General features: G+C 55.7%; 17 protein-coding genes. 13 read left to right on the forward strand and 4 right to left on the reverse strand.

All coding sequences use genetic code 11. The annotated features are described in order from the left end of the window. Positions 1-104 precede the first annotated feature (104 nt). The gene (rpsB, locus tag ACN0UH_RS00395; RefSeq protein WP_087517759.1) at positions 105-848 is read right to left on the reverse strand and encodes a 30S ribosomal protein S2; all 744 of its coding nucleotides are present in this window, start codon (positions 846-848) and stop codon (positions 105-107) included. Between the two features lie 272 nt (positions 849-1,120). Here rpsB and map point away from each other — a divergent pair, with 272 nt between their 5' ends. From map to ACN0UH_RS00430, 7 genes are all read left to right on the forward strand, one after another. Next, entirely contained in the window at positions 1,121-1,903 is a 783-nt protein-coding gene (map, locus tag ACN0UH_RS00400) for a type I methionyl aminopeptidase (RefSeq protein WP_417660194.1), read from the forward strand. A 73-nt stretch (positions 1,904-1,976) separates the two neighbouring features. Continuing rightward, positions 1,977-4,679 (forward strand): [protein-PII] uridylyltransferase, encoded by a 2,703-nt coding sequence (locus tag ACN0UH_RS00405; RefSeq protein ID WP_417660195.1) that lies wholly within the window; start codon positions 1,977-1,979, stop codon positions 4,677-4,679. A 60-nt stretch (positions 4,680-4,739) separates the two neighbouring features. Further along, positions 4,740-5,948 carry a succinyldiaminopimelate transaminase gene (gene dapC, locus ACN0UH_RS00410; RefSeq protein WP_417660196.1) on the forward strand — a complete coding sequence of 403 codons (1,209 nt, stop codon included), beginning with the start codon at positions 4,740-4,742 and terminating at the stop codon, positions 5,946-5,948. A gap of 39 nt (positions 5,949-5,987) precedes the next feature. Next, the gene (locus tag ACN0UH_RS00415; protein ID WP_417660197.1) at positions 5,988-6,335 is read left to right on the forward strand and encodes an ArsC family reductase; all 348 of its coding nucleotides are present in this window, start codon (positions 5,988-5,990) and stop codon (positions 6,333-6,335) included. A 40-nt stretch (positions 6,336-6,375) separates the two neighbouring features. Continuing rightward, entirely contained in the window at positions 6,376-7,410 is a 1,035-nt protein-coding gene (gene dapD / locus ACN0UH_RS00420) for a 2,3,4,5-tetrahydropyridine-2,6-dicarboxylate N-succinyltransferase (protein WP_417660198.1), read from the forward strand. 264 nt (positions 7,411-7,674) lie between these two features. After that, positions 7,675-8,880, forward strand: coding sequence for an aminotransferase class V-fold PLP-dependent enzyme (locus ACN0UH_RS00425; protein WP_417660199.1), 1,206 nt, complete (start codon positions 7,675-7,677; stop codon positions 8,878-8,880). Continuing rightward, positions 8,877-9,302 (forward strand): SufE family protein, encoded by a 426-nt coding sequence (locus ACN0UH_RS00430; protein ID WP_417660200.1) that lies wholly within the window; start codon positions 8,877-8,879, stop codon positions 9,300-9,302. The genes ACN0UH_RS00425 and ACN0UH_RS00430 overlap by 4 nt, the downstream gene beginning before the upstream one ends. Here ACN0UH_RS00430 and tcdA read toward each other — a convergent pair. Next, complete coding sequence (gene tcdA / locus ACN0UH_RS00435) at positions 9,289-10,098, reverse strand: tRNA cyclic N6-threonylcarbamoyladenosine(37) synthase TcdA (RefSeq protein ID WP_417660201.1); 810 nt, start codon at positions 10,096-10,098, stop codon at positions 9,289-9,291. The genes ACN0UH_RS00430 and tcdA overlap by 14 nt on opposite strands. A 341-nt stretch (positions 10,099-10,439) precedes the next feature. On the opposite strand from tcdA, the gene ACN0UH_RS00440 reads away from it, so the two are divergent. From ACN0UH_RS00440 to ACN0UH_RS00455, 4 genes are all read left to right on the forward strand, one after another. After that, on the forward strand, positions 10,440-13,040 hold the full coding sequence (locus tag ACN0UH_RS00440) for a glycosyltransferase (protein ID WP_417660202.1): 2,601 nt from the start codon (positions 10,440-10,442) through the stop codon (positions 13,038-13,040). Between the two features lie 115 nt (positions 13,041-13,155). After that, complete coding sequence (gene dapE / locus ACN0UH_RS00445; RefSeq protein WP_417660203.1) at positions 13,156-14,298, forward strand: succinyl-diaminopimelate desuccinylase; 1,143 nt, start codon at positions 13,156-13,158, stop codon at positions 14,296-14,298. Further along, positions 14,295-15,146 carry a putative RNA methyltransferase gene (locus tag ACN0UH_RS00450; RefSeq protein WP_417660204.1) on the forward strand — a complete coding sequence of 284 codons (852 nt, stop codon included), beginning with the start codon at positions 14,295-14,297 and terminating at the stop codon, positions 15,144-15,146. Before dapE ends, ACN0UH_RS00450 begins: the two co-directional genes overlap by 4 nt. Positions 15,147-15,204: 58 nt before the next feature. After that, complete coding sequence (locus tag ACN0UH_RS00455) at positions 15,205-15,579, forward strand: hypothetical protein (protein ID WP_417660205.1); 375 nt, start codon at positions 15,205-15,207, stop codon at positions 15,577-15,579. 59 nt (positions 15,580-15,638) lie between these two features. Here the strand turns inward: ACN0UH_RS00455 and ACN0UH_RS00460 are convergent, their stop codons facing one another. Next, entirely contained in the window at positions 15,639-15,848 is a 210-nt protein-coding gene (locus ACN0UH_RS00460) for a cold-shock protein (protein ID WP_417660206.1), read from the reverse strand. A gap of 501 nt (positions 15,849-16,349) precedes the next feature. Between ACN0UH_RS00460 and plsB the strand changes: the two genes are divergently transcribed. After that, positions 16,350-18,833 carry a glycerol-3-phosphate 1-O-acyltransferase PlsB gene (gene plsB, locus ACN0UH_RS00465; protein ID WP_417660207.1) on the forward strand — a complete coding sequence of 828 codons (2,484 nt, stop codon included), beginning with the start codon at positions 16,350-16,352 and terminating at the stop codon, positions 18,831-18,833. A gap of 148 nt (positions 18,834-18,981) precedes the next feature. Further along, positions 18,982-19,614, forward strand: coding sequence for a LysE family translocator (locus tag ACN0UH_RS00470; RefSeq protein WP_417660208.1), 633 nt, complete (start codon positions 18,982-18,984; stop codon positions 19,612-19,614). A 48-nt stretch (positions 19,615-19,662) separates the two neighbouring features. On the opposite strand, the gene ACN0UH_RS00475 is transcribed toward ACN0UH_RS00470, so the two are convergent. Then, the gene (locus tag ACN0UH_RS00475; protein WP_417660209.1) at positions 19,663-20,058 is read right to left on the reverse strand and encodes a DUF488 domain-containing protein; all 396 of its coding nucleotides are present in this window, start codon (positions 20,056-20,058) and stop codon (positions 19,663-19,665) included. Positions 20,059-20,061 lie beyond the last annotated feature (3 nt).

A 20,061-nucleotide genomic window follows, 5' to 3' on the forward strand; every position in this document is an offset into this window, starting at 1 on the left:
TAGGTAGGTCTTCAACCATCTCACCCGCCAGGCGGGCGATGAATTCTATAAGTGACAAAAAGGGGGCTAAGCCCCCTTTTTGCGCAGCGAGTAACGCTTACTGCTTAGCCTTGAGCGGCTTCAGCAGCCGGGGCTTCAGCGACGAATTCGTCGGTGCCACCGTTAGCGTTGCTACGACCACGTACAACTGCGTCAGCCATAGCACCCATGTACAACTGGATGGCACGGATGGCGTCGTCGTTACCTGGGATGATGTAATCAACACCTTCCGGGCTGCTGTTGGTATCAACAACGCCAATTACTGGGATGCCCAGCTTGTTGGCTTCGGTGATAGCAATGCGCTCGTGATCAACGTCGATAACGAACAGAGCGTCTGGCAGACCGCCCATGTCCTTGATACCACCCAGGCTGCGATCCAGTTTTTCCAGATCACGAGTGCGCATCAGGGCTTCTTTCTTGGTCAGCTTGGTGAAAGTGCCGTCTTGCGCCTGAACTTCAAGATCACGCAGACGCTTGATCGAAGCACGGATGGTTTTGTAGTTAGTCAGCATGCCGCCCAACCAGCGGTGATCGACGAACGGAGAGTTGCAGCGAGCTGCTTCTTCACGAACGATCTTGCCAGCAGAGCGCTTGGTGCCAACGAACAGAATCTTGTTTTTACCGGAAGCCAGCTTCTCAACGAACGACAGTGCGTCGTTGAACATTGGCAAGGTTTTTTCAAGGTTGATGATGTGAATCTTGTTACGCGAACCGAAGATGTACTTACCCATTTTCGGGTTCCAGTAACGGGTCTGGTGGCCGAAGTGCACACCGGCCTTCAGCATATCGCGCATATTGACTTGGGACATGGTCGTTCCTTAATAAGTCGGGTTAGGCCTCCACGCATCCCAATCTCCAACCATTTGCAGAACAAACGGCACCCAGGAAATCGTGTCGATACGTGTGTGGGTTTAGGCTTTTGGACAGTCTGCCCATGAAAGCGGCGCGTTTTATACCACAATAACTACCTACAAGCTACACATCGATTACAGCAAAACTTCAGAGCAGTTACCTTTGCCCTTATAGAATGCACCTCTAAGCTGTTACCATATGCCACTTTTCTGCATGCCCGAGACCCTATATGACCGTCACCATCAAGTCGCCCGAGGAAATCGAAAAAATGCGCATCGCTGGCCGCTTGGCCGCTGACGTGCTGGAAATGATCGGCGAACATGTCAAACCCGGTGTGACCACCGAGGAACTCGACCGCATCTGCCACGACTATATTGTTAACGTGCAGCAGGCTATCCCTGCCCCGCTTAACTACAAGGGTTTTCCAAAGTCGATCTGCACCTCTATCAACCACGTAGTCTGCCACGGCATTCCTAACGAGAAGCCGCTGAAAGAAGGCGACGTACTGAACATCGACGTCACCGTGATCAAAGACGGTTACCACGGTGACACCAGCAAGATGTTCATGGTTGGCAAAGTGCCAGAGTGGGCTGAACGCTTGGCCAAAATCACCCAAGAGTGCATGTATAAAGGCATCGAACTGGTCAAGCCCGGTGCCCGCCTGGGCGATATAGGTGAAGTGATTCAGAAGCACGCCGAGAAAAACGGTTTTTCTGTGGTTCGCGAATACTGCGGCCACGGCATTGGTGCTGTATTTCACGAAGAGCCACAGGTGCTGCATTATGGCCGCGCCGGTACTGGCATGGAGCTCAAGGAAGGCATGACTTTCACCATTGAGCCCATGATTAACCAAGGCCGCGCCGAAACTCGGCTGCTCGGCGATGGCTGGACTGCCATCACCAAGGATCGCAAGCTTTCCGCACAGTGGGAGCACACAATTCTGGTGACTGCCAACGGCTACGAAATCTTCACCCTGCGCAGCGACGATACAATTCCACGCGTATCAGCTTGATACGCGCAGACTGCTCCACCGGCAATCAATTCTGATTGAGTCTCTTGTCGCGCTACATAAGGAAGGCCGTTGCATGCCTCAGGTAGATCCTCAGCTGTTCGACCGCGGGCAGTTCCAAGCGGAACTGGCCTTAAAGTCCAGCCCGATCGCTGCCTTCAAAAAAGCCATTAAGCGCGCCAATGACGTACTTAATGCCCGCTTTTACGAAGGCCGTGAAGTTCGCCGTTTGATTGAGGATCGTGCTTGGTTTGTTGACCAAATCCTGCGTGAAGCCTGGCTGCGCCTCGACTGGTCGGAAGATGCTGACATCGCCTTGCTCGCCGTTGGCGGCTACGGCCGTGGCGAGCTGCATCCATTTTCCGATATCGACCTGCTGATATTGCTCGACAATGCCGATCACGAAACCTTTCGCGAACCGATTGAGCAATTTCTTCTACTGCTTTGGGATATTGGCCTGGAAGTAGGCCAAAGCGTACGCTCGGTCAATGAATGTGCCGAAGAGGCCCGGGCCGACCTGACCGTCATCACAAACTTGATGGAAAGCCGAACCATCGCTGGCCCAGAGCGTCTTCGTCAGCGCATGCAGGCGGTGACCAGTACCGAACAAATGTGGCCAAGCCAGGAATTCTTTCTGGCCAAACGCAAAGAACAGCGCGCCCGTCACGCCAAATATAACGACACCGAATACAACCTCGAGCCCAACGTCAAAGGCTCACCGGGTGGTCTGCGTGATATCCAGACCATTCTCTGGGTCGCGCGCCGACATTTCGGCACGCTTAACCTGCAATCGATGATTGAACAGGACTTCCTGCTGAAAACCGAGTACACCATGCTCGCCGCCAGCCAGGATTTTTTGTGGAAGGTGCGCTATGCCCTGCATATGCTCGCAGGCCGCGCCGAAGACCGCTTGCTGTTCGATCATCAAGCGCAGATCGCCGAATTGCTGGGCTTCGAGACTAACGAGAGCAAGCGTGGCATCGAGCACTTCATGCAGAAGTACTACCGCGTGGTGATGGGCATTGCTGAACTCAGCGACCTGATCAAACAGCACTTCGAAGAACAGATATTGCGTGCAGGTGAACGCGGCACCGCCACCGGCCTGAATAGCCGCTTCCAGCTACGCGATGGCTACATCGAGGTGACCCATCCGAATGTCTTCAAGCGCACCCCGTTCGCGATTCTCGAAGTGTTCGTGCTTATGGCTCAACACCCACATATAAAGGGCGTCTGTGCTGACAGTATTCGTTTGCTGCGCGATCACCGGCACTTGATCGACGATGAGTTTCGCAATGACATTCGCAATACCAGCCTGTTTATCGAGCTATTCAAAAGCCCCTCGGGCATCCACCGCAACCTACGCCGGATGAACCGCTACGGCATTCTGGGGCGCTATTTACCTGAGTTTGGCCATATCGTCGGGCAGATGCAGCACGACCTGTTTCATATCTTCACGGTCGATGCACACACCCTGAATTTGATTAAGCACCTGCGCAAATTCAAATGGGTCGAGATGGCCGAGAAGTTTCCACTGGCCAGCAAGCTCATGGATAAACTGCCCAAGCCAGAGCTGATTTACCTGGCCGGCCTGTATCACGACATTGGCAAGGGCCGTGGTGGTGATCACTCGGAGCTCGGCGCGGTGGACGCTGAGGCGTTTTGCGTGCGCCATCAGCTGCCCGACTGGGATACCAAGTTGATTGTCTGGCTGGTGCAACATCATCTGACCATGTCGACCACCGCACAACGCAAAGACCTGTCTGACCCGCAAATCATCCATGACTTTGCCATGCTCGTTGGCGATCAAACGCACCTTGATTACCTTTATGTGCTAACCGTTGCCGATATCAACGCGACTAATCCGACGCTGTGGAATTCATGGCGTGCCAGCCTGCTGCGCCAGCTCTACACCGAAACCAAACGCGCACTGAATCGTGGCCTGGAAAACCGCCTTGAACGTGAAGAGCAGATACGGCTCACGCAGACAGCGGCGCTGGATACCTTGGTCCGCAGCGGTACTGATCCTGACGAGGCCGAGCAACTCTGGTCGCACCTCGGTGATGATTACTTCCTGCGCCATACGGCCAGCGATGTGGCCTGGCATACCGAGGCGATCATCCAGCATCCGAACGATGGCAATCCGCTGGTATTGATCAAGGAAACCACTCAGCGCGACTTCGAGGGCGGCACCCAACTGTTCATTTATGCACAGGACCAACATGATTTCTTCGCCGTGACGGTGGCGGCAATGGCTCAGTTAAACCTGAACATTCATGACGCCCGAATCCTCACTTCGACCAGCCAGTTCACCCTCGACACCTACATTGTGCTCGAAGGTGACGGCAGCTCAATTGGCGATAACCCGGCGCGTATCACGCAAATTCGCCAAGGCCTGATTGATGCGTTGATCAACCCGGATGACTACCCGAATATCATTCAACGTCGCGTACCGCGCCAGCTCAAGCACTTTGACTTCGCACCACGGGTGACCATTCACAATGACGCCCAGCGCCCGTTTACAGTAATTGAGCTGACCGCGCCTGATCGCCCCGGACTGCTGGCCCGAATTGGACGTATCTTTCTTGATTTCGACTTGTCTATCCAGAACGCGAAAATCGCGACGTTGGGCGAGCGCGTAGAAGACGTATTCTTCGTGACCGACGCCAACAACCAGCAACTTTCAGATCCAGAGCTTTGTATGCGCTTACAGGAAACCATTGTCTCGCAGCTAAGCGACGCCAGTACCGTGGGCAGTGAGCCGAGCAAAATTACCATTTGAACCCGACAGCCGCCGCCAGGCTGATATGCCCAGCGGCTAAGACGTTGCCAGGAATAAACCATGAATGACGCGTTAAACCAGTTGCAGCCCTACCCGTTCGAGAAACTCCGCGCCTTGCTTGGCAGCGTGACGCCGAACGCAGAGAAAAAGGCTATCGCCCTGTCCATTGGCGAACCCAAGCATCGCTCGCCTGATTTCGTCGCCAAAGCGCTGAGCGATAACCTTGAGCAACTGGCTGTCTATCCGACCACCTTGGGCATTGCCGCACTGCGCGAGGCCATCGCCAATTGGGCCAGCAAGCGCTTTAACCTGCCAGTCGGTGCGCTCGACCCTGCCCGCAACGTGTTGCCGGTGAACGGTACGCGTGAGGCGTTGTTTGCCTTCACCCAAACGGTGGTCAAACGTGCGCAAACCGGCGAACAGCCTGGCTATGTGATCAGTCCGAATCCGTTTTATCAAATCTATGAAGGCGCGGCACTGCTCGCTGGCGCAGAGCCGCACTACCTGCCTTGCCTAGAGCAGCATGGTTTCAATCCTGATTTTGCTGCCGTCAGTGATGACGTCTGGCAACGCTGTCAGATTCTGTTTCTGTGCTCACCCGGCAACCCGACTGGCGCGTTGATTCCACTGGACACCCTTAAACAACTGATCACGCTGGCTGACAAGTTTGACTTCGTGATTGCCTCAGACGAGTGCTACAGCGAACTCTACTTCGATGAAGCCAACCCACCAGCCGGGCTGCTTACTGCTTGCGCTGAATTGGGTCGCAACGATTTTAAACGCTGCATGGTATTTCACAGCCTGTCGAAACGCTCTAACCTGCCGGGATTGCGCTCTGGGTTTGTGGCTGGCGATGCCGACATACTGAAATCTTTCCTGCTGTACCGTACCTACCATGGCTGTGCGATGCCGGTGCAAACGCAGCTGGCAAGCATTGCGGCATGGACCGATGAAGACCACGTACTCGCCAACCGTGACCTGTACCGCGAGAAGTTTGATGCAGTGCTGGCGATTCTCGATGGCGTACTCGATGTGCAGCGCCCGGACGGCGGCTTCTACCTATGGGCGAAAACCCCAGTTGATGACGAGCAGTTCAGCCGCGACCTGTATGCCCAAGAGCACGTAACTGTTGTGCCCGGCTCATACCTGTCACGTAGCGTTAATGGTCATAACCCAGGTGCTGGGCGCGTGCGCATGGCGTTGGTCGCGCCGCTGGCTGAATGCGTTGAAGCGGCAGAGCGGATTCGTCAGTTTGTAAAGAATGACTAAGGCGAACAATCGCCTGCACGGCTTTAAGAGGTTGACTGAATGAGCAACACCCTATTTGGCATCAAAGCTTGTGACACCATGAAAAAGGCTCGTACCTGGCTCGACGAGCACGCTGTAAGCTACCAATTTCATGATTACAAAGCCGTGGGCATTGACCGCGGCAACCTGGAAAAGTGGTGCAACGAACATGGCTGGGAGATCGTACTCAACCGTGCTGGTACCACCTTCCGCAAACTGGATGAGGCGCAGAAAAGCGACCTCGACCAGAATAAGGCCATCGAGTTGATGCTGGCCCAACCGTCGATGATTAAACGCCCAGTCCTTGATCTGGGCGACAGAACCCTGGTGGGTTTCAAACCTGACCGTTATGCAGCCGAGCTGGCCTAACGCATCTCTTAAATATTGAATTTGCTGCAAGGAACTCAACATGAACAACACTCTCTACAGCCTGGCCTTCGGCGTAGGTACGCAAAACCGTCAAAGCAACTGGCTGGAAGTGTTCTACGCCCAACCATTGCTCAACCCTTCGGCTGAGCTGGTTAGCAAAGCGGCAGAAAAGCTCGGTTATGACGGCGGCAATCAAGCCATCCAGTTCACCACCCAGCAAGCCAGCGACCTCGCCGAAATGCTCAAGGGCGTTGACGCTGCTCAAGCAGCTCTGCTGACTCGTCTGGCCGAAAGCCACAAGCCACTGGTTGCGACCTTCCTCGCTGAAGACGCCGCGCCAACCAGCACCCCGGAAGCCTACCTCAAGCTGCACCTGCTTTCGCACCGTCTGGTACAGCCGCATGGCTTGAACCTCAGCGGTATTTTCCCGCTGCTGCCGAATGTGGCATGGACCAGCCAGGGCGCTATCGACCTCAGTGAATTGGCTGAACGTCAGCTCGAAGCACGCTTGCGCGGAGAGCTGCTGGAAGTGTTCTCGGTCGACAAATTCCCGAAAATGACTGACTACGTTGTGCCCGCTGGCGTGCGTATCGCTGACAGCTCGCGCATTCGCCTGGGCGCATTCATCGGCGAAGGCACCACCGTAATGCACGAAGGCTTCGTTAACTTCAACGCTGGCACCGCAGGCCCGGGCATGATCGAAGGCCGTGTTTCCGCTGGCGTATTCGTCGGCAAAGGCTCTGACCTTGGCGGCGGCTGCTCAACCATGGGCACACTGTCTGGCGGCGGCAACATCGTTATTTCCGTGGGTGAAGGCTGCCTGATCGGTGCGAACGCCGGTATCGGTATTCCACTGGGCGACCGCAACACCGTTGAGTCGGGCCTGTATGTAACCGCCGGAACCAAGGTCAACTTGCTCGACGAGCAAGGCAATCAGGTCAAAGTGGTTAAAGCTCGTGAACTGGCTGGTCAGCCTGACTTGCTGTTCCGCCGCAACTCGATCACTGGCGCAGTTGAGTGCAAGACGCACAAGTCTGCCATCGAGTTGAACGAAGCACTGCACGCGCACAACTAAGCGCGTGTCTGCCTAATCGGGGCCTACCACTCGTGGGCTTCGGTTAGTTTGTTAATGACTGAGAGACTGAACAATGCGCAGCTTGCCCGCTGCTGCTCAAGCAATCCGCAGGGAAGACAACTCGAAGCTTGTCCTCCATGGCTCAATCATCAAAACTCTTTAAAGGTGGGCAAATAGCTCACTAACACAGTTGCTATTGGTGGATGAATAAAGCGCCATCCACCCTACCCTTTGGTTTATCCGCTCACCGTCTCGGAACCCGTTATGTCCCTGCCCTCACCTTGGCGCGCAGATTTCCCCGGCATTCTGGCCCTTGAAGCTGAGGGTCAAACCTATCTCGACAGTGCTGCCACCGCGCAAAAGCCGCAAGCGGTGCTTGATGCCTTGCTCGCCTATTACGCCACTGGCAGCGCGAATGTACACCGCGCCCAGCACCTGCCCGGCGAGCGCGCCACCCGTGCCTTCGAAGCCAGCCGCGAGCACGTAGGCAAATGGTTGAACGCGCAATCCAGCGCACAAATAATCTTTACCCACGGCGCAACATCGGCCTTTAACCTGCTGGCGTATGGCTTGGAGCACCTGTTCCAAGCCGGTGATGAACTGGTGATCAGCGAACTGGAACACCACGCCAATCTATTGCCGTGGCAACAGCTGGCCTTGCGTCAGAAATTGAAGCTTGTGGTGTTGCCGTTACGCGCAGATGGGCGCATTGACTTGGAACGCGCCGCAGAGCTGATTGGCCCGCGCACTCGCCTGTTAGCCGTCAGTCAAATGTCTAACGTGATCGGTTGCTGGCAGCCGGTGGCTGAACTGTTAGCGCTGGCCAAAGCCCATGACGCATTGACTGTGATTGATGGCGCCCAAGGTGCTGTGCATGGCCGCCATGATATGCAGCAACTCGACTGCGACTTTTACGTATTTTCCAGCCACAAACTCTACGGACCTGACGCCGTTGGCGTGCTCTACGGCAAAACCGAGGCATTGGCGCAGCTGAAGCACTGGCAGTTGGGCGGCGAGATGGTGCAAACCGCAGATTACCACTCAGCCATGTTCCGCCCGGCACCACTTGGCTTTGAGGCAGGTACGCCACCGATCAGCAGCGTGATTGCGCTGGGCGCCGCACTCAGCTATCTCGATCAGCTTGATCAACAAGCAATAGCAACCTTTGAGCAGGCGCTGCATCAGCAGTTAATGCAGGGACTTGCCGCCCGCGATGGCATCAGCGTGCTCGGCGAGCCGAACATCGCACTGGCCAGCTTTGTCGTCGCAGATGTCCATAATGCAGACCTTGCCCAACTGCTGACGGAGCAAGGAATTGCCGTACGCGCCGGGCAACACTGTGCGATGCCATTGATGAACCAGCTCGGCCTTGGCGGCGCGATTCGCGTCTCCCTCGGCCTGTACAACAATGGTAGCGACCTTGAGCGCTTCTTCAGCGCACTGGATAACGCCTTGGATATTCTCAGATGAGCCCCGCGCAGCCAGTACTGCCACCAAGCGCCAAGCAAGCACTTGATACATTCCAGCAAGCCGGAAGCTGGGAGCAACGCGCTCGCTTACTGATGCAGTGGGGCGAAAAGCTCGCACCACTGAGCGAAGCACAACACACTGAACAAAACCTTGTGCATGGCTGCGAAAGCAAAGTCTGGCTTGCGGCTGAACACACGGAGCAGCGCTGGCAGTTTTACGCGGCAAGCGAGGCGCGGCTGATTCGCGGCTTGCTCGCATTGCTTCTGGTGCGAGTCAACGGGCTCGACAGTGCTGCGCTGGCACAGCTGGACTTGAGCGACTGGTTCAACCAATTGGGTTTATCGCGGCAACTGTCGCCGTCACGCAGCAACGGCTTGAATGCGGTGTTACAGCGTATGCGTGAGCTGACTACTGAGGCTTAACCCGCTCAGACGGGCGACGGGCGCCCTCAATCAACTTCTCGATAATCTTGCTTACCGCAACCATGGCGAAAGTCGATGTCACCATCATGGCTGCGCCGAAACCGCCTGCGCAGTCCAACGCTACGCCTTCACCGACAAAGCTCTTGCTCTGGCATGTGGTGCCATCAGGCAATGGATAGCGCAGTTGCTCAGTGGAAAACACACACGGTACGCTGTAGTTACGGCCCATGGTGCGTGAGAAGCCATAATCGCGGCGCAGAGTCGAACGCACTTTCGACGCCAGCGGGTCATTAAAGGTCTTATTCAGGTCACCCACGCGGATTTGCGTCGGATCAATCTGCCCGCCAGCCCCACCCGTGGTGACAATCTGGATCTTGCGCCGCTTGCACCATGAGATCAGCGCCGCCTTGGCGTTGACACTGTCAATGCAATCAATCACCGCATCCATGTCTTCGGTGATGTACTCGGCCATGGTTTCACGGGTCACAAAGTCAGCCACCGCGTGCACCTTGCAGGCGGGGTTAATCGCCCGCAGCCTCTCGGCCATCACCTCAACCTTGGCTTTGCCGACAGCACCACTCAAGGCGTGGATCTGCCGGTTGGTGTTGGTGATGCACACATCATCAAGGTCAAACAGCGAAACCTCACCGACGCCCGAGCGTACCAATGCCTCAGCAGCCCAAGAGCCAACGCCGCCAATTCCCACCACCGCTACGTGCGCGGCACACAAACGCTCAGTGCCCTCGCGACCGTACAAACGGGCGATACCTGAAAAGCGTTGTTCATCAATCTGCATGCCTAACCCCAACACCACAAAACCTTCAATCGCGCATTATAAGAAGCTAGCCAGCAACTCCCAAGCCTTTGCTGAGTACCCAGCAAACTTAAGGCCGCTCGACGCAAATAGTCACCACGCTACAAACCCCGCAAAACACTTCAATAGCGTGCAAGAGTGGCTATAAATGCATTACACCTCGAACTTCTATAACCATTTCCCACTCTAAGTCGAATGACGTTCGTGCGCGTGGCAAAAGGATGTGTCAGGCGCTATACAGCTTATCGACGGCGGAGTAGCATGCGCGCCATCCGGTGCTCACCGGCTCCCCCTCGCTCCACGCAGCGGAACCCGAAACAGATATGTCATCAAGAATTTTTGGAATCAACCTGGTCGTTGTCTTGGCAATTGCCGCCTTGTTCTCGGGCTTTTGGGCGCTCTACAACTTGCCGGTTAGCGCACCCGACTGGCCTGACCGGATTGCCGGTTACTCATTTTCGCCATTCCGTGAGGGGCAAACCCCGCAGAACAATATTTATCCAAGCGATAAAGAGATTACCCAAGACCTGGAAATGCTCGCCAAGCAAACCGATAACATCCGAACCTACTCGGTTGACGAAGCGCTGGCGCACATTCCACGCCTGGCTGAGGAATTCGGCCTGCGTGTGACATTAGGTGTCTGGATCAGTAACGATGAAGAACGCAATGAGCGTGAAATTGCCAAAGCCATTGAGCTGGCCAATACATCGCGCAGCGTGGTCCGTGTACTGGTGGGTAACGAGGCATTGTTCCGCCGCGAAATCACTACCGAAAAGCTGATCGGATACCTGGACCGCGTCCGCGCCGGGGTCAAAGTTCCAGTATCGACCTCAGAACAGTGGCACATTTGGGAAGAATCCCCAGAACTGGCCCAGCACGTTGACCTCATCGCGGCACACGTTCTGCCTTATTGGGAATTTATCCCAATGGAGGACTCGACTCAGTTCGTCCTTGATCGCGCCCGCGATCTAAAGAAACTCTTCCCGAAAAAGCCGCTACTGCTCTCGGAAGTTGGCTGGCCAAGCAACGGGCGTATGCGTGGAGGCGCCGATGCCTCCCAAGCAGACCAGGCGATTTATCTGCGCACATTGGTCAATACGCTCAACGCCAAAGGCTACAACTACTTCGTGATTGAAGCCTTCGATCAGACCTGGAAAATCAGCGATGAAGGTTCGGTAGGCGCCTACTGGGGGGTTTACAACCTCGAGCGCCAGCCAAAATTCAACTTCACAGGTCCAGTCGTGGCCATTCCGCAATGGCGCTTGCTGGCTATCGGTTCGGTGGTCATGGCCCTGCTTTCGCTGGCGTTGCTGTTGATTGACGGCAGTTCGCTGCGTCAACGTGGCCGTACCTTCCTGACCTTTGTCGCCTTTGCTGGTGGCTCGGCGCTGGTGTGGATCGGTTATGACTACAGCCAGCAATACAGCACCTGGTTCAGCCTCACCGTTGGCATCTTGCTCGGCATTGGTGCCATCGGCGTATTTATCGTATTGCTCACTGAAGCCCATGAACTGGCCGAAGCCGCCTGGGTTCGTGCCCGACGCAGACCCTTCCAGCCAGTGATGGGCGATTCGGAGTACCGCCCAAAAGTATCGATCCATGTGCCGTGTTACAACGAGCCACCAGAAATGGTTAAGCAGACTCTGGATGCGCTGGCAAATCTGGACTACCCGGATTACGAAGTCATCATCATCGACAACAACACCAAAGACCCGGCGGTGTGGGAACCGGTGCAAGCCTATTGCGAGCAACTCGGGCCGCGCTTCCGCTTCTTCCACAAGGCACCAATCGCTGGCTTCAAGGGCGGCGCGCTCAATTACATCCTGCCCTTCACAGCGCCGGATGTTGAGGTCATCGCGGTAATTGACTCCGACTACTGCGTCGATCCCAACTGGCTCAAGCACATGGTGCCGCATTTTGCCGACCCGCAAATCGCGGTGGTGCAATCGCCACAGGACTATCGCGACGGCAATACCAGCACTTTCAAGAAACTGTGCTACGCCGAGTACAAAGGCTTCTTCCACATCGGCATGGTGACCCGTAACGACCGCAACGCAATTATCCAGCACGGCACCATGACCATGATCCGCCGTACGGTGATGGATGAATTGAAGTGGGCTGACTGGACCATCTGTGAAGATGCCGAACTGGGCCTGCGCGTATTCAAGAAAGGCTACAGCGCAGCCTATGCCCACGACAGTTTCGGCAAAGGTCTGATGCCCGACACCTTTATCGATTACAAGAAGCAGCGCTTCCGCTGGGCTTATGGCGCCATCCAGATCATGAAGGGTCATGCCCGCAGCTTGTTCCTCGGTAAAGACTCAAGCCTCAAGCGCGGCCAACGCTATCACTTTATTGCCGGTTGGTTGCCCTGGGTCGCAGACGGCTTGAATATCTTCTTCACCGTGGGCGCATTGTTGTGGTCAGCGGCAATGATTATCGTGCCGCAGCGTGTCGATCCGCCGCTGCTGATATTTGCGATCCCGCCATTGGCCTTGTTCGTGTTCAAGCTGGGCAAGATCGTATTCCTGTATCAGCGTGCAGTCGGAGTTAACCTCAAGGATGCATTCTGTGCGGCGGTTGCTGGACTGGCCTTGTCACACACCATCGCCAAGGCAGTGCTGTACGGTTTGTTTACCACCACGATCCCGTTCTTCCGCACACCGAAAATGCGCAGCAGCCACGGCTTCTTGGTAGCGCTTGCCGAGGCACGCGAAGAAGTGTTCATCATGCTGCTGTTGTGGGGCGCCGTGGTCGGTATAACCATCGCCCAAGGCTTGCCGAGTGCTGATGTGAAGTTCTGGGTGGCAACGCTGCTTGTGCAATCGCTGCCCTACTTGGCGGCGGTAATTATGGCGATGCTGTCGTCGCTGCCAAAGCCGGTGGAATCAGAAGCGGAAATCGACGCGGAGGTCGTGAGCTAAGCCTCCACTGCTATCTGTGCAGCTAATGCCCAGATTTACAGCCTGACGGCGGCCAATGGCCGTAGTTTTGCTTTAAGATGGCGGCCTTTCTGCTCGATGCCGCTCAGGAGCCGCAATGACTGCCCTCTCCCCAACTCTCGCACTCGCCTGCGATCTGATTAGCCGCCCCTCCGTCACCCCGGTCGACGAAGGCTGCCAAGAACTAATGACTCGCCGTCTGAGCGACCTTGGTTTCAAGGTAGAGCCGATGCGTATTGAGGAGGTTGATAACTTCTGGGCGTTCCATGGTCACGCCACCGGACCAGTGCTGTGCTTTGCTGGCCACACCGATGTAGTGCCAACCGGCCCGGTTCAAGCTTGGCAGCATAAGCCCTTCGATGCTCTGATCGACGAACAGGGCATGCTCTGCGGTCGTGGCGCTGCCGACATGAAAGGCAGCCTCGCCTCGATGATTGTTGCAGTTGAACGCTTTGTCACTGACCATCCAAAGCACAAAGGCGCCATTGCTTTTCTGATTACCAGTGATGAAGAAGGCCCAGCTCATCACGGCACTAAAGCGGTGGTTGAGCTGCTGTCTAAACGCGGCGAGCGCATGGACTGGTGCATCGTTGGCGAGCCATCGAGCACCAGTCTGGTCGGTGACGTAGTCAAAAACGGTCGTCGTGGTTCACTCGGTTGCACCCTGACCGTGCGCGGTGTGCAGGGCCACGTAGCCTACCCGCACCTGGCCAAGAACCCAATCCATCTGGCGGCTCCGGCACTGGCTGAATTGGCTGACACCCATTGGGATGACGGCAACGATTTCTTCCCGCCGACCAGCTTCCAAATCTCCAATCTCAACTCTGGCACTGGCGCGACCAATGTGGTGCCGGGCGAGTTGACCAGCATCTTCAACTTCCGCTTCTCGACCGAGTCGACAGTTGAAGGGTTGCAGCAACGGGTTATCGACATCCTCGACAAACACGGCCTCGACTACCACCTTGAGTGGGCATTGTCCGGCTTGCCGTTTCTTACCGAGCCCGGCGTGTTGCTGGATGCCGTCGCCGATAGCATCCGTAGCGTCACCGGCCGGGAAACCAAACCCAGCACCAGCGGCGGCACCTCTGATGGGCGCTTTATCGCCACCATGGGTGCGCAGGTTGTTGAGCTTGGCCCGGTCAACGCGACGATTCATCAGGTCAACGAACGCGTACTGGCTAGCGACCTCGATGTGCTGACCGAAATTTACTATCAAACCATGGTCAACCTGCTGACATGACCGAATTTGCATCACACTCGCCAAGCCCTGAAGGCAAGCGTTTGGGGCTTATCTGCCCAATCTGTCAGGGCGCGCTCAGTCAGGTCGATAAAACCGTGGCTTGCCCTGCCAATCACCGCTTCGACCGCGCACGTCAGGGTTATTTGAACCTGCTTGCGGTGCAACACAAGAACAGTCGTGATCCCGGTGATAATCAGGCGATGGTCGAGGCGCGGCGCAGGTTTCTCGATGGCGGTCATTACGCACCATTGGCCCAACGTTTGGCCCAGCTTGCAGCAGGTTATGCGCCTGCCCGCTGGCTGGACATCGGTTGTGGCGAAGGCTATTACACCGAGCAAATCGCCGGCATGCTGCCCAAGGCACAAGGCTACGCATTGGACATCTCGCGTGAAGCGGTTAAACGTGCCTGCAAGCGAGCGCCCGCGGTGGAATGGGTTGTTGCCAGCATGGCCCGACTGCCGCTAGCAGATGCGAATTGCGAGCTTTTGGCCAGCGTATTCAGCCCGCTGGACTGGCAAGAAGCCAAACGCGTGCTCGCCACCAATGGTGGATTGTTGCGCATGGGCCCGACCCGCAGTCACCTGATAGAGTTGCGCCAGAAGCTTTATGATGAAGTCCGCGATTACGACGACCAAAAGCATCTGGAACTGATTCCTGATGGCATGCAACTGGCTCACAGTGAAACCCTGAGCTTTTCGCTCAAGGTTGAAAGCGAACAGGCCCGCGCGGACTTGCTGGCCATGACTCCACACGGCTGGCGCGCCAGTGCTGAACGGCGTGCAGCGGTCATCGCAGAACCATTAGAAGTAACGGTCGCCATTCGTTACGATTGGATAGTGCGAACTTAAAGGGCACCGGCATTCCGCAGGCCCGCACATACACCATGCTCGACAAGGATTAATTGCCATGCGCCAACCGGATATCGAGATTTACCTCAAAGATGCCGACCACAATGCGATCGCTGAATGGTTGAGCACCGCGCTCGGTCCTTGCACGCCGTGGCAACAAAAAGGCCAGACTTACAAATGCCGTGCCGGTGATGTACCGGTCACATGGCTACCCAAAGCCGTCGGCAAGTGGAACAGCCTGTTCCTCGAAAGTGATGCTACGCCTTGGCAAGATGACCTGAGCTGCGCACAAGCGGCATTTGCCGCACTTAAGGTCGAAGTCCGTTGCGCACCGGGGAGCTGGGAAGAGGAGGAAAGTGATGAACAGGCTGATCGCTGGATGCGTATCAGTGAAGACGGCGTCGAAGAGATTACCTGGCGCACAAACAACTAGTTGGCGCTGCAATTAAAAAGGCCCGGACATAATGCCCGGGCCTTATAGCAGTTCAGTGACTACAGACCCGCAACATCCTCTGCCTGCAAGCCCTTCTGACCTTCAACTACCGCGTATTCGACCTTCTGGCCTTCTGCCAGAGAGCGGTGCCCCTCACCCCGGATCGCCCGGTAGTGAACAAACACATCGGCGCCGTCTTCGCGCTGAATAAAGCCATAACCCTTGGCGTCATTGAACCACTTAACGGTTCCTACTTCACGATCAGCCATTACCCACACTCTCCAACTACAGTTTTTATTGTCCCGAAGGGAATTACGCGGCGCACTGATTAACATGCGGCTCTGGTCAACAACACCTTGCAAAAAAGGCAAGACCAATCGCTGGCCAAGGGCTCGTTTGCTGCAAATCCCACCCTGCAACCGCTTCTCGAGTATAGAACAAGGTTTGTGACTGAAAAGCACTTTTTCCGATGGATTAAAGGCCATACCAGACAAGCTCTGCAGCGTTACTTCACGGGCCCTGGCGGCATATTTCAGACTAAAACCACACACGCTGGTGATGTGACAGATCGCACAAAAATGCAACTTGGTTGATATTTGATCAACCGTCGAACACTGGGTTCGTCTCGGAAAACAGACTGAAAAACGACGAACGGTGGTAAAAACGGGATTTTTGCGGCTTCTGCTGCGAAGAATTTTGCCCAGCGGCGACTGATCCGGCACACTAGCGCCCCCGAGCAGATGCTCGTTTTTACAGCCTGCAGACTTCGTATGACCCGCTCCCCGTTTCGCCGCCTTGTATTCGGCACAGTGCGCCGCCTGCTGTACCTCTGGGTACGCTCGGAAACCATCAATCAATCAGCCTTTACCCTAAAGCTCGACCGCAGCAAGCCTGTGCTGTTTGTCCTGCAAAAACCCTCGATCAGTGACCTTGCCGTACTCGACACCGAATGCCGCAAAGCCGGTTTGCCGCGCCCGGTGCTGCCTGTTGCCGTCGGCGACTTGATGGAGCCCGCTGCCTACTTCTATCTGAACCCGCCTGCAGGCTGGTTTGGGCGCGCGGATAAGCGCGGTATATCGCCAACCCTTGACCGGGTTGTTACCGCGTTGAGTGACAATGCTGTTGATGACGCCCAAGTGATTCCGGTCAGCGTGTTTTGGGGCCAATCGCCCGACCGCGAAACCAGCCCCTGGAAACTGCTGTTCGCTGATAGCTGGGCGGTCACCGGACGCTTGCGCCGCTTGGTCAGCATTCTGATTCTGGGACGTAAAACCCGCGTCCAGTTTTCTCCTCCGATTCACCTGCGCGAACTGGTTGAACAGAACAAAGGCCATGAACGCACGCTGCGCATGGTGCAGCGTATTTTGCGGGTGCATTTCCGCAACCAGAAAACCGCAGCCATTGGCCCCGATGTTTCCCATCGACGCAATCTGGTTAAAGGATTGATCCATGGCCCGCAAGTGCGTCAGGCGATCACCGAGGAAGCTCAGCGCGAAGGTATTTCAATCGAAAAAGCCGAAGCGCAGGCATTGCGCTACGGCAATGAAATAGCCTCGGATTACACCTATACGGTAATCCGTTTTCTGGAACTAGTACTGAGTTGGTTCTGGAACAAGATCTACGATGGCATCAAGGTTAATCACATCGAAGGCGTGCAGGATGTCGCCCAAGGTCACGAGGTCATTTATGTGCCTTGCCACCGCAGCCACATCGATTACCTGCTGCTGTCTTATCTGCTGTTTCGCAACGGTTTGACCCCGCCGCACATTGCTGCTGGCATTAACCTCAACATGCCGGTAATTGGCGGCCTGCTGCGACGTGGCGGTGCGTTCTTCATGCGCCGTACCTTCAAGGGCAACCCGCTTTACACCGCCGTATTCAATGAATACCTGCACACTTTGTTCAGCAAGGGATTCCCGGTCGAGTACTTCGTCGAAGGCGGTCGCTCGCGTACTGGCCGCATGCTCCAGCCGAAAACCGGAATGCTGGCGATCACCTTGCGCAGTTTCTTGCGTGACAACCGCATGCCCGTGGTTTTCGTACCCGTGTACATCGGTTACGAGCGAGTACTTGAAGGCCGTACTTATCTGGGTGAGCTGCGTGGCGCCAGTAAAAAGAAAGAGTCGATCTTCGACATTTTCAAAGTCATTGGCGCGCTCAAACAGCGCTTCGGACAGGTCTGGGTCAACTTTGGTGAACCCATCAAATTGGCCGAGTTTCTCGACAGCGAACAACCCAATTGGCGCGAACAAACCCATGCCCCGCAGTTCCGCCCCGACTGGCTGAGCGCAACCACTAACCGTCTCGGTGACCGAGTGGCGCAGCACCTTAATGAAGCCGCCGCCATCAACCCGGTAAACCTGGTGGCTTTGGCCTTGCTGTCTACCAGCAAACTGGCACTGGATGATCGTGCCCTGACCCGGGTATTGGATTTATACCTGGAGCTGCTGCGCAGCGTGCCTTACTCACCGCACACAACCCTGCCCGAAGGCAATGGCGAGGCACTGATTGAATACGTAAAAGGCATGGGCCTGCTGGCAGAGCAAAAAGACGCGTTGGGTAAGATTCTTTACCTCAACGAGCACAATGCGGTGCTGATGACTTATTACCGCAATAACGTGCTGCATATCTTTGCCCTGCCCGCATTGCTCGCCAGTTTTTTCCAGAGCAGCGCACGTATCAGCCGTGAACAGATCCTGCGCTTCACCCGCGCGCTGTATCCGTACTTGCAGTCCGAGCTGTTTATCCGCTGGAACCTCGACGAACTCGATGAAGTGATTGACCAGTGGCTCAATGCCTTTGTCGAACAGGGTTTGCTCAAGATAGAGAACGATGTTTACGTACGGCCTGCGCCAAGCTCACGTCAATTTGTGCTGCTGACCTTACTGTCGCGGGCTATCGCACAAACCCTGCAGCGTTTCTACATGGCGATTGCGCTGCTGCTTAATGCAGGACAGAACACCATCAGCGCAGAGCAACTGGAAGATTTGTGTACCGTCATGGCCCAGCGTTTGTCGATTCTTCATGGGCTTAACGCACCGGAGTTTTTCGACAAGAGCCTGTTCCGTCACTTTATCCAGACACTGCTTGATCAAGGCGTGCTGCGCCAGGATGAAGCCGGAAAACTGAGCCACCATCCATTGCTCAGCGAACTGGCCGAGGGCGCCGCAAAGCGCGTACTGCCTGCGGAACTTCGCCTGTCGATTCGCCAAGTCACCATGGATCAGAGCGAAGAAGCTGGCGACTTGCCTTAACGCTTATTTTCAGAATGAAACAGACATCAAAAAAGGTCGCAGCACTGCGACCTTTTTTGTGCCCTGCAACTGCATATCAATTGCCAGTATTCGTTGATCAAATGCGCTATAAAGATGCCTACCGATCCAGCATCAAAGGCGCACGTGCATGCTCGGCATACAGAATCTAGAGCTGTTTATCATCACCGGCTTGCTGCTCAATATGGCGCCGGGCCCAGACTCCTTATTGGTGATGTCGCGCAGTGCCGCCCAAGGCTGGAAAGCTGGCTCAGCAGCCGCACTTGGAATTGGCAGCGGTACATTTATTCATGTCTTTGCCGCCGCACTGGGCTTGTCGGCACTGCTCGCCGCATCAGCCACTGCTTTTTTGGTCATCAAATACCTCGGCGCGGCTTACTTGCTGTATATCGGCATCAGCATGCTGTTAAGCAAAAGCCAAACGAGCGCAGCCCAATCGGCGCCGGTGTTAACGCCGCGCAGTTATGGCCGGCTTTATCTACAAGGATTTTTGACCAACGTACTCAACCCCAAGGTGGCGCTATTTTTTCTGGCCTTTGTGCCGCAGTTCATTTCGCCAGATGCCGAACATAAAGCCCTGGCCTTTATCGTGCTGGGCTGTATCTTCAACTTTAACGGCATGCTCTGGTGTCACTTTCTGGCAGTTTCAACTGCGTTCGCCAGTCGTCACATCCAAGCCAGCCAGCGTATTACGCGTTGGCTAAACCGCACGATTGGTGCGGTGTTTGTCGCCTTGGGCGTGAAGCTGGCATTGTCCAAATAAAACCTGCCAACGGTTTAGCGTAGAGATTGAGCGCTGGTCCAACCAACTTCATAGCTCGTTGCCGTAGCACACCGGCGAACTGGGTCGGTCGCGCCGATCCAACTCTTGTTGCAGAAACTCAGCGAGCACCTGCGCATTGTTGTGCTGGGTGTCTTTAGCGGCATAGAGCAGCGTCAACGTTCCGCGTTCGGCAATATCGAGCAGAGCCATCCAGTGTTCAGGGTGATTGTTCAGCTGTTGCCAATAGCTTTGACGAAACTCGCTAAAACGCTGCTCAACATGCGCAAAGCGTTGGCGTAGCGCGGTGCTCGGCGCCAGCTCTTGCAACCACTGATCAAATACCAGGGCGTCCTTGCGCACGCCACGCGGCCACAGTCGATCAACCAGAACTCGTCGGCCATCGCTTGTGTCTACCGCGTCATACACCCGTTTACATTGAATCATTGA

It is taken from the genome of Pseudomonas sp. (assembly GCF_048265905.1).
Classification (GTDB): Bacteria; Pseudomonadota; Gammaproteobacteria; order Pseudomonadales; family Pseudomonadaceae; genus Aquipseudomonas.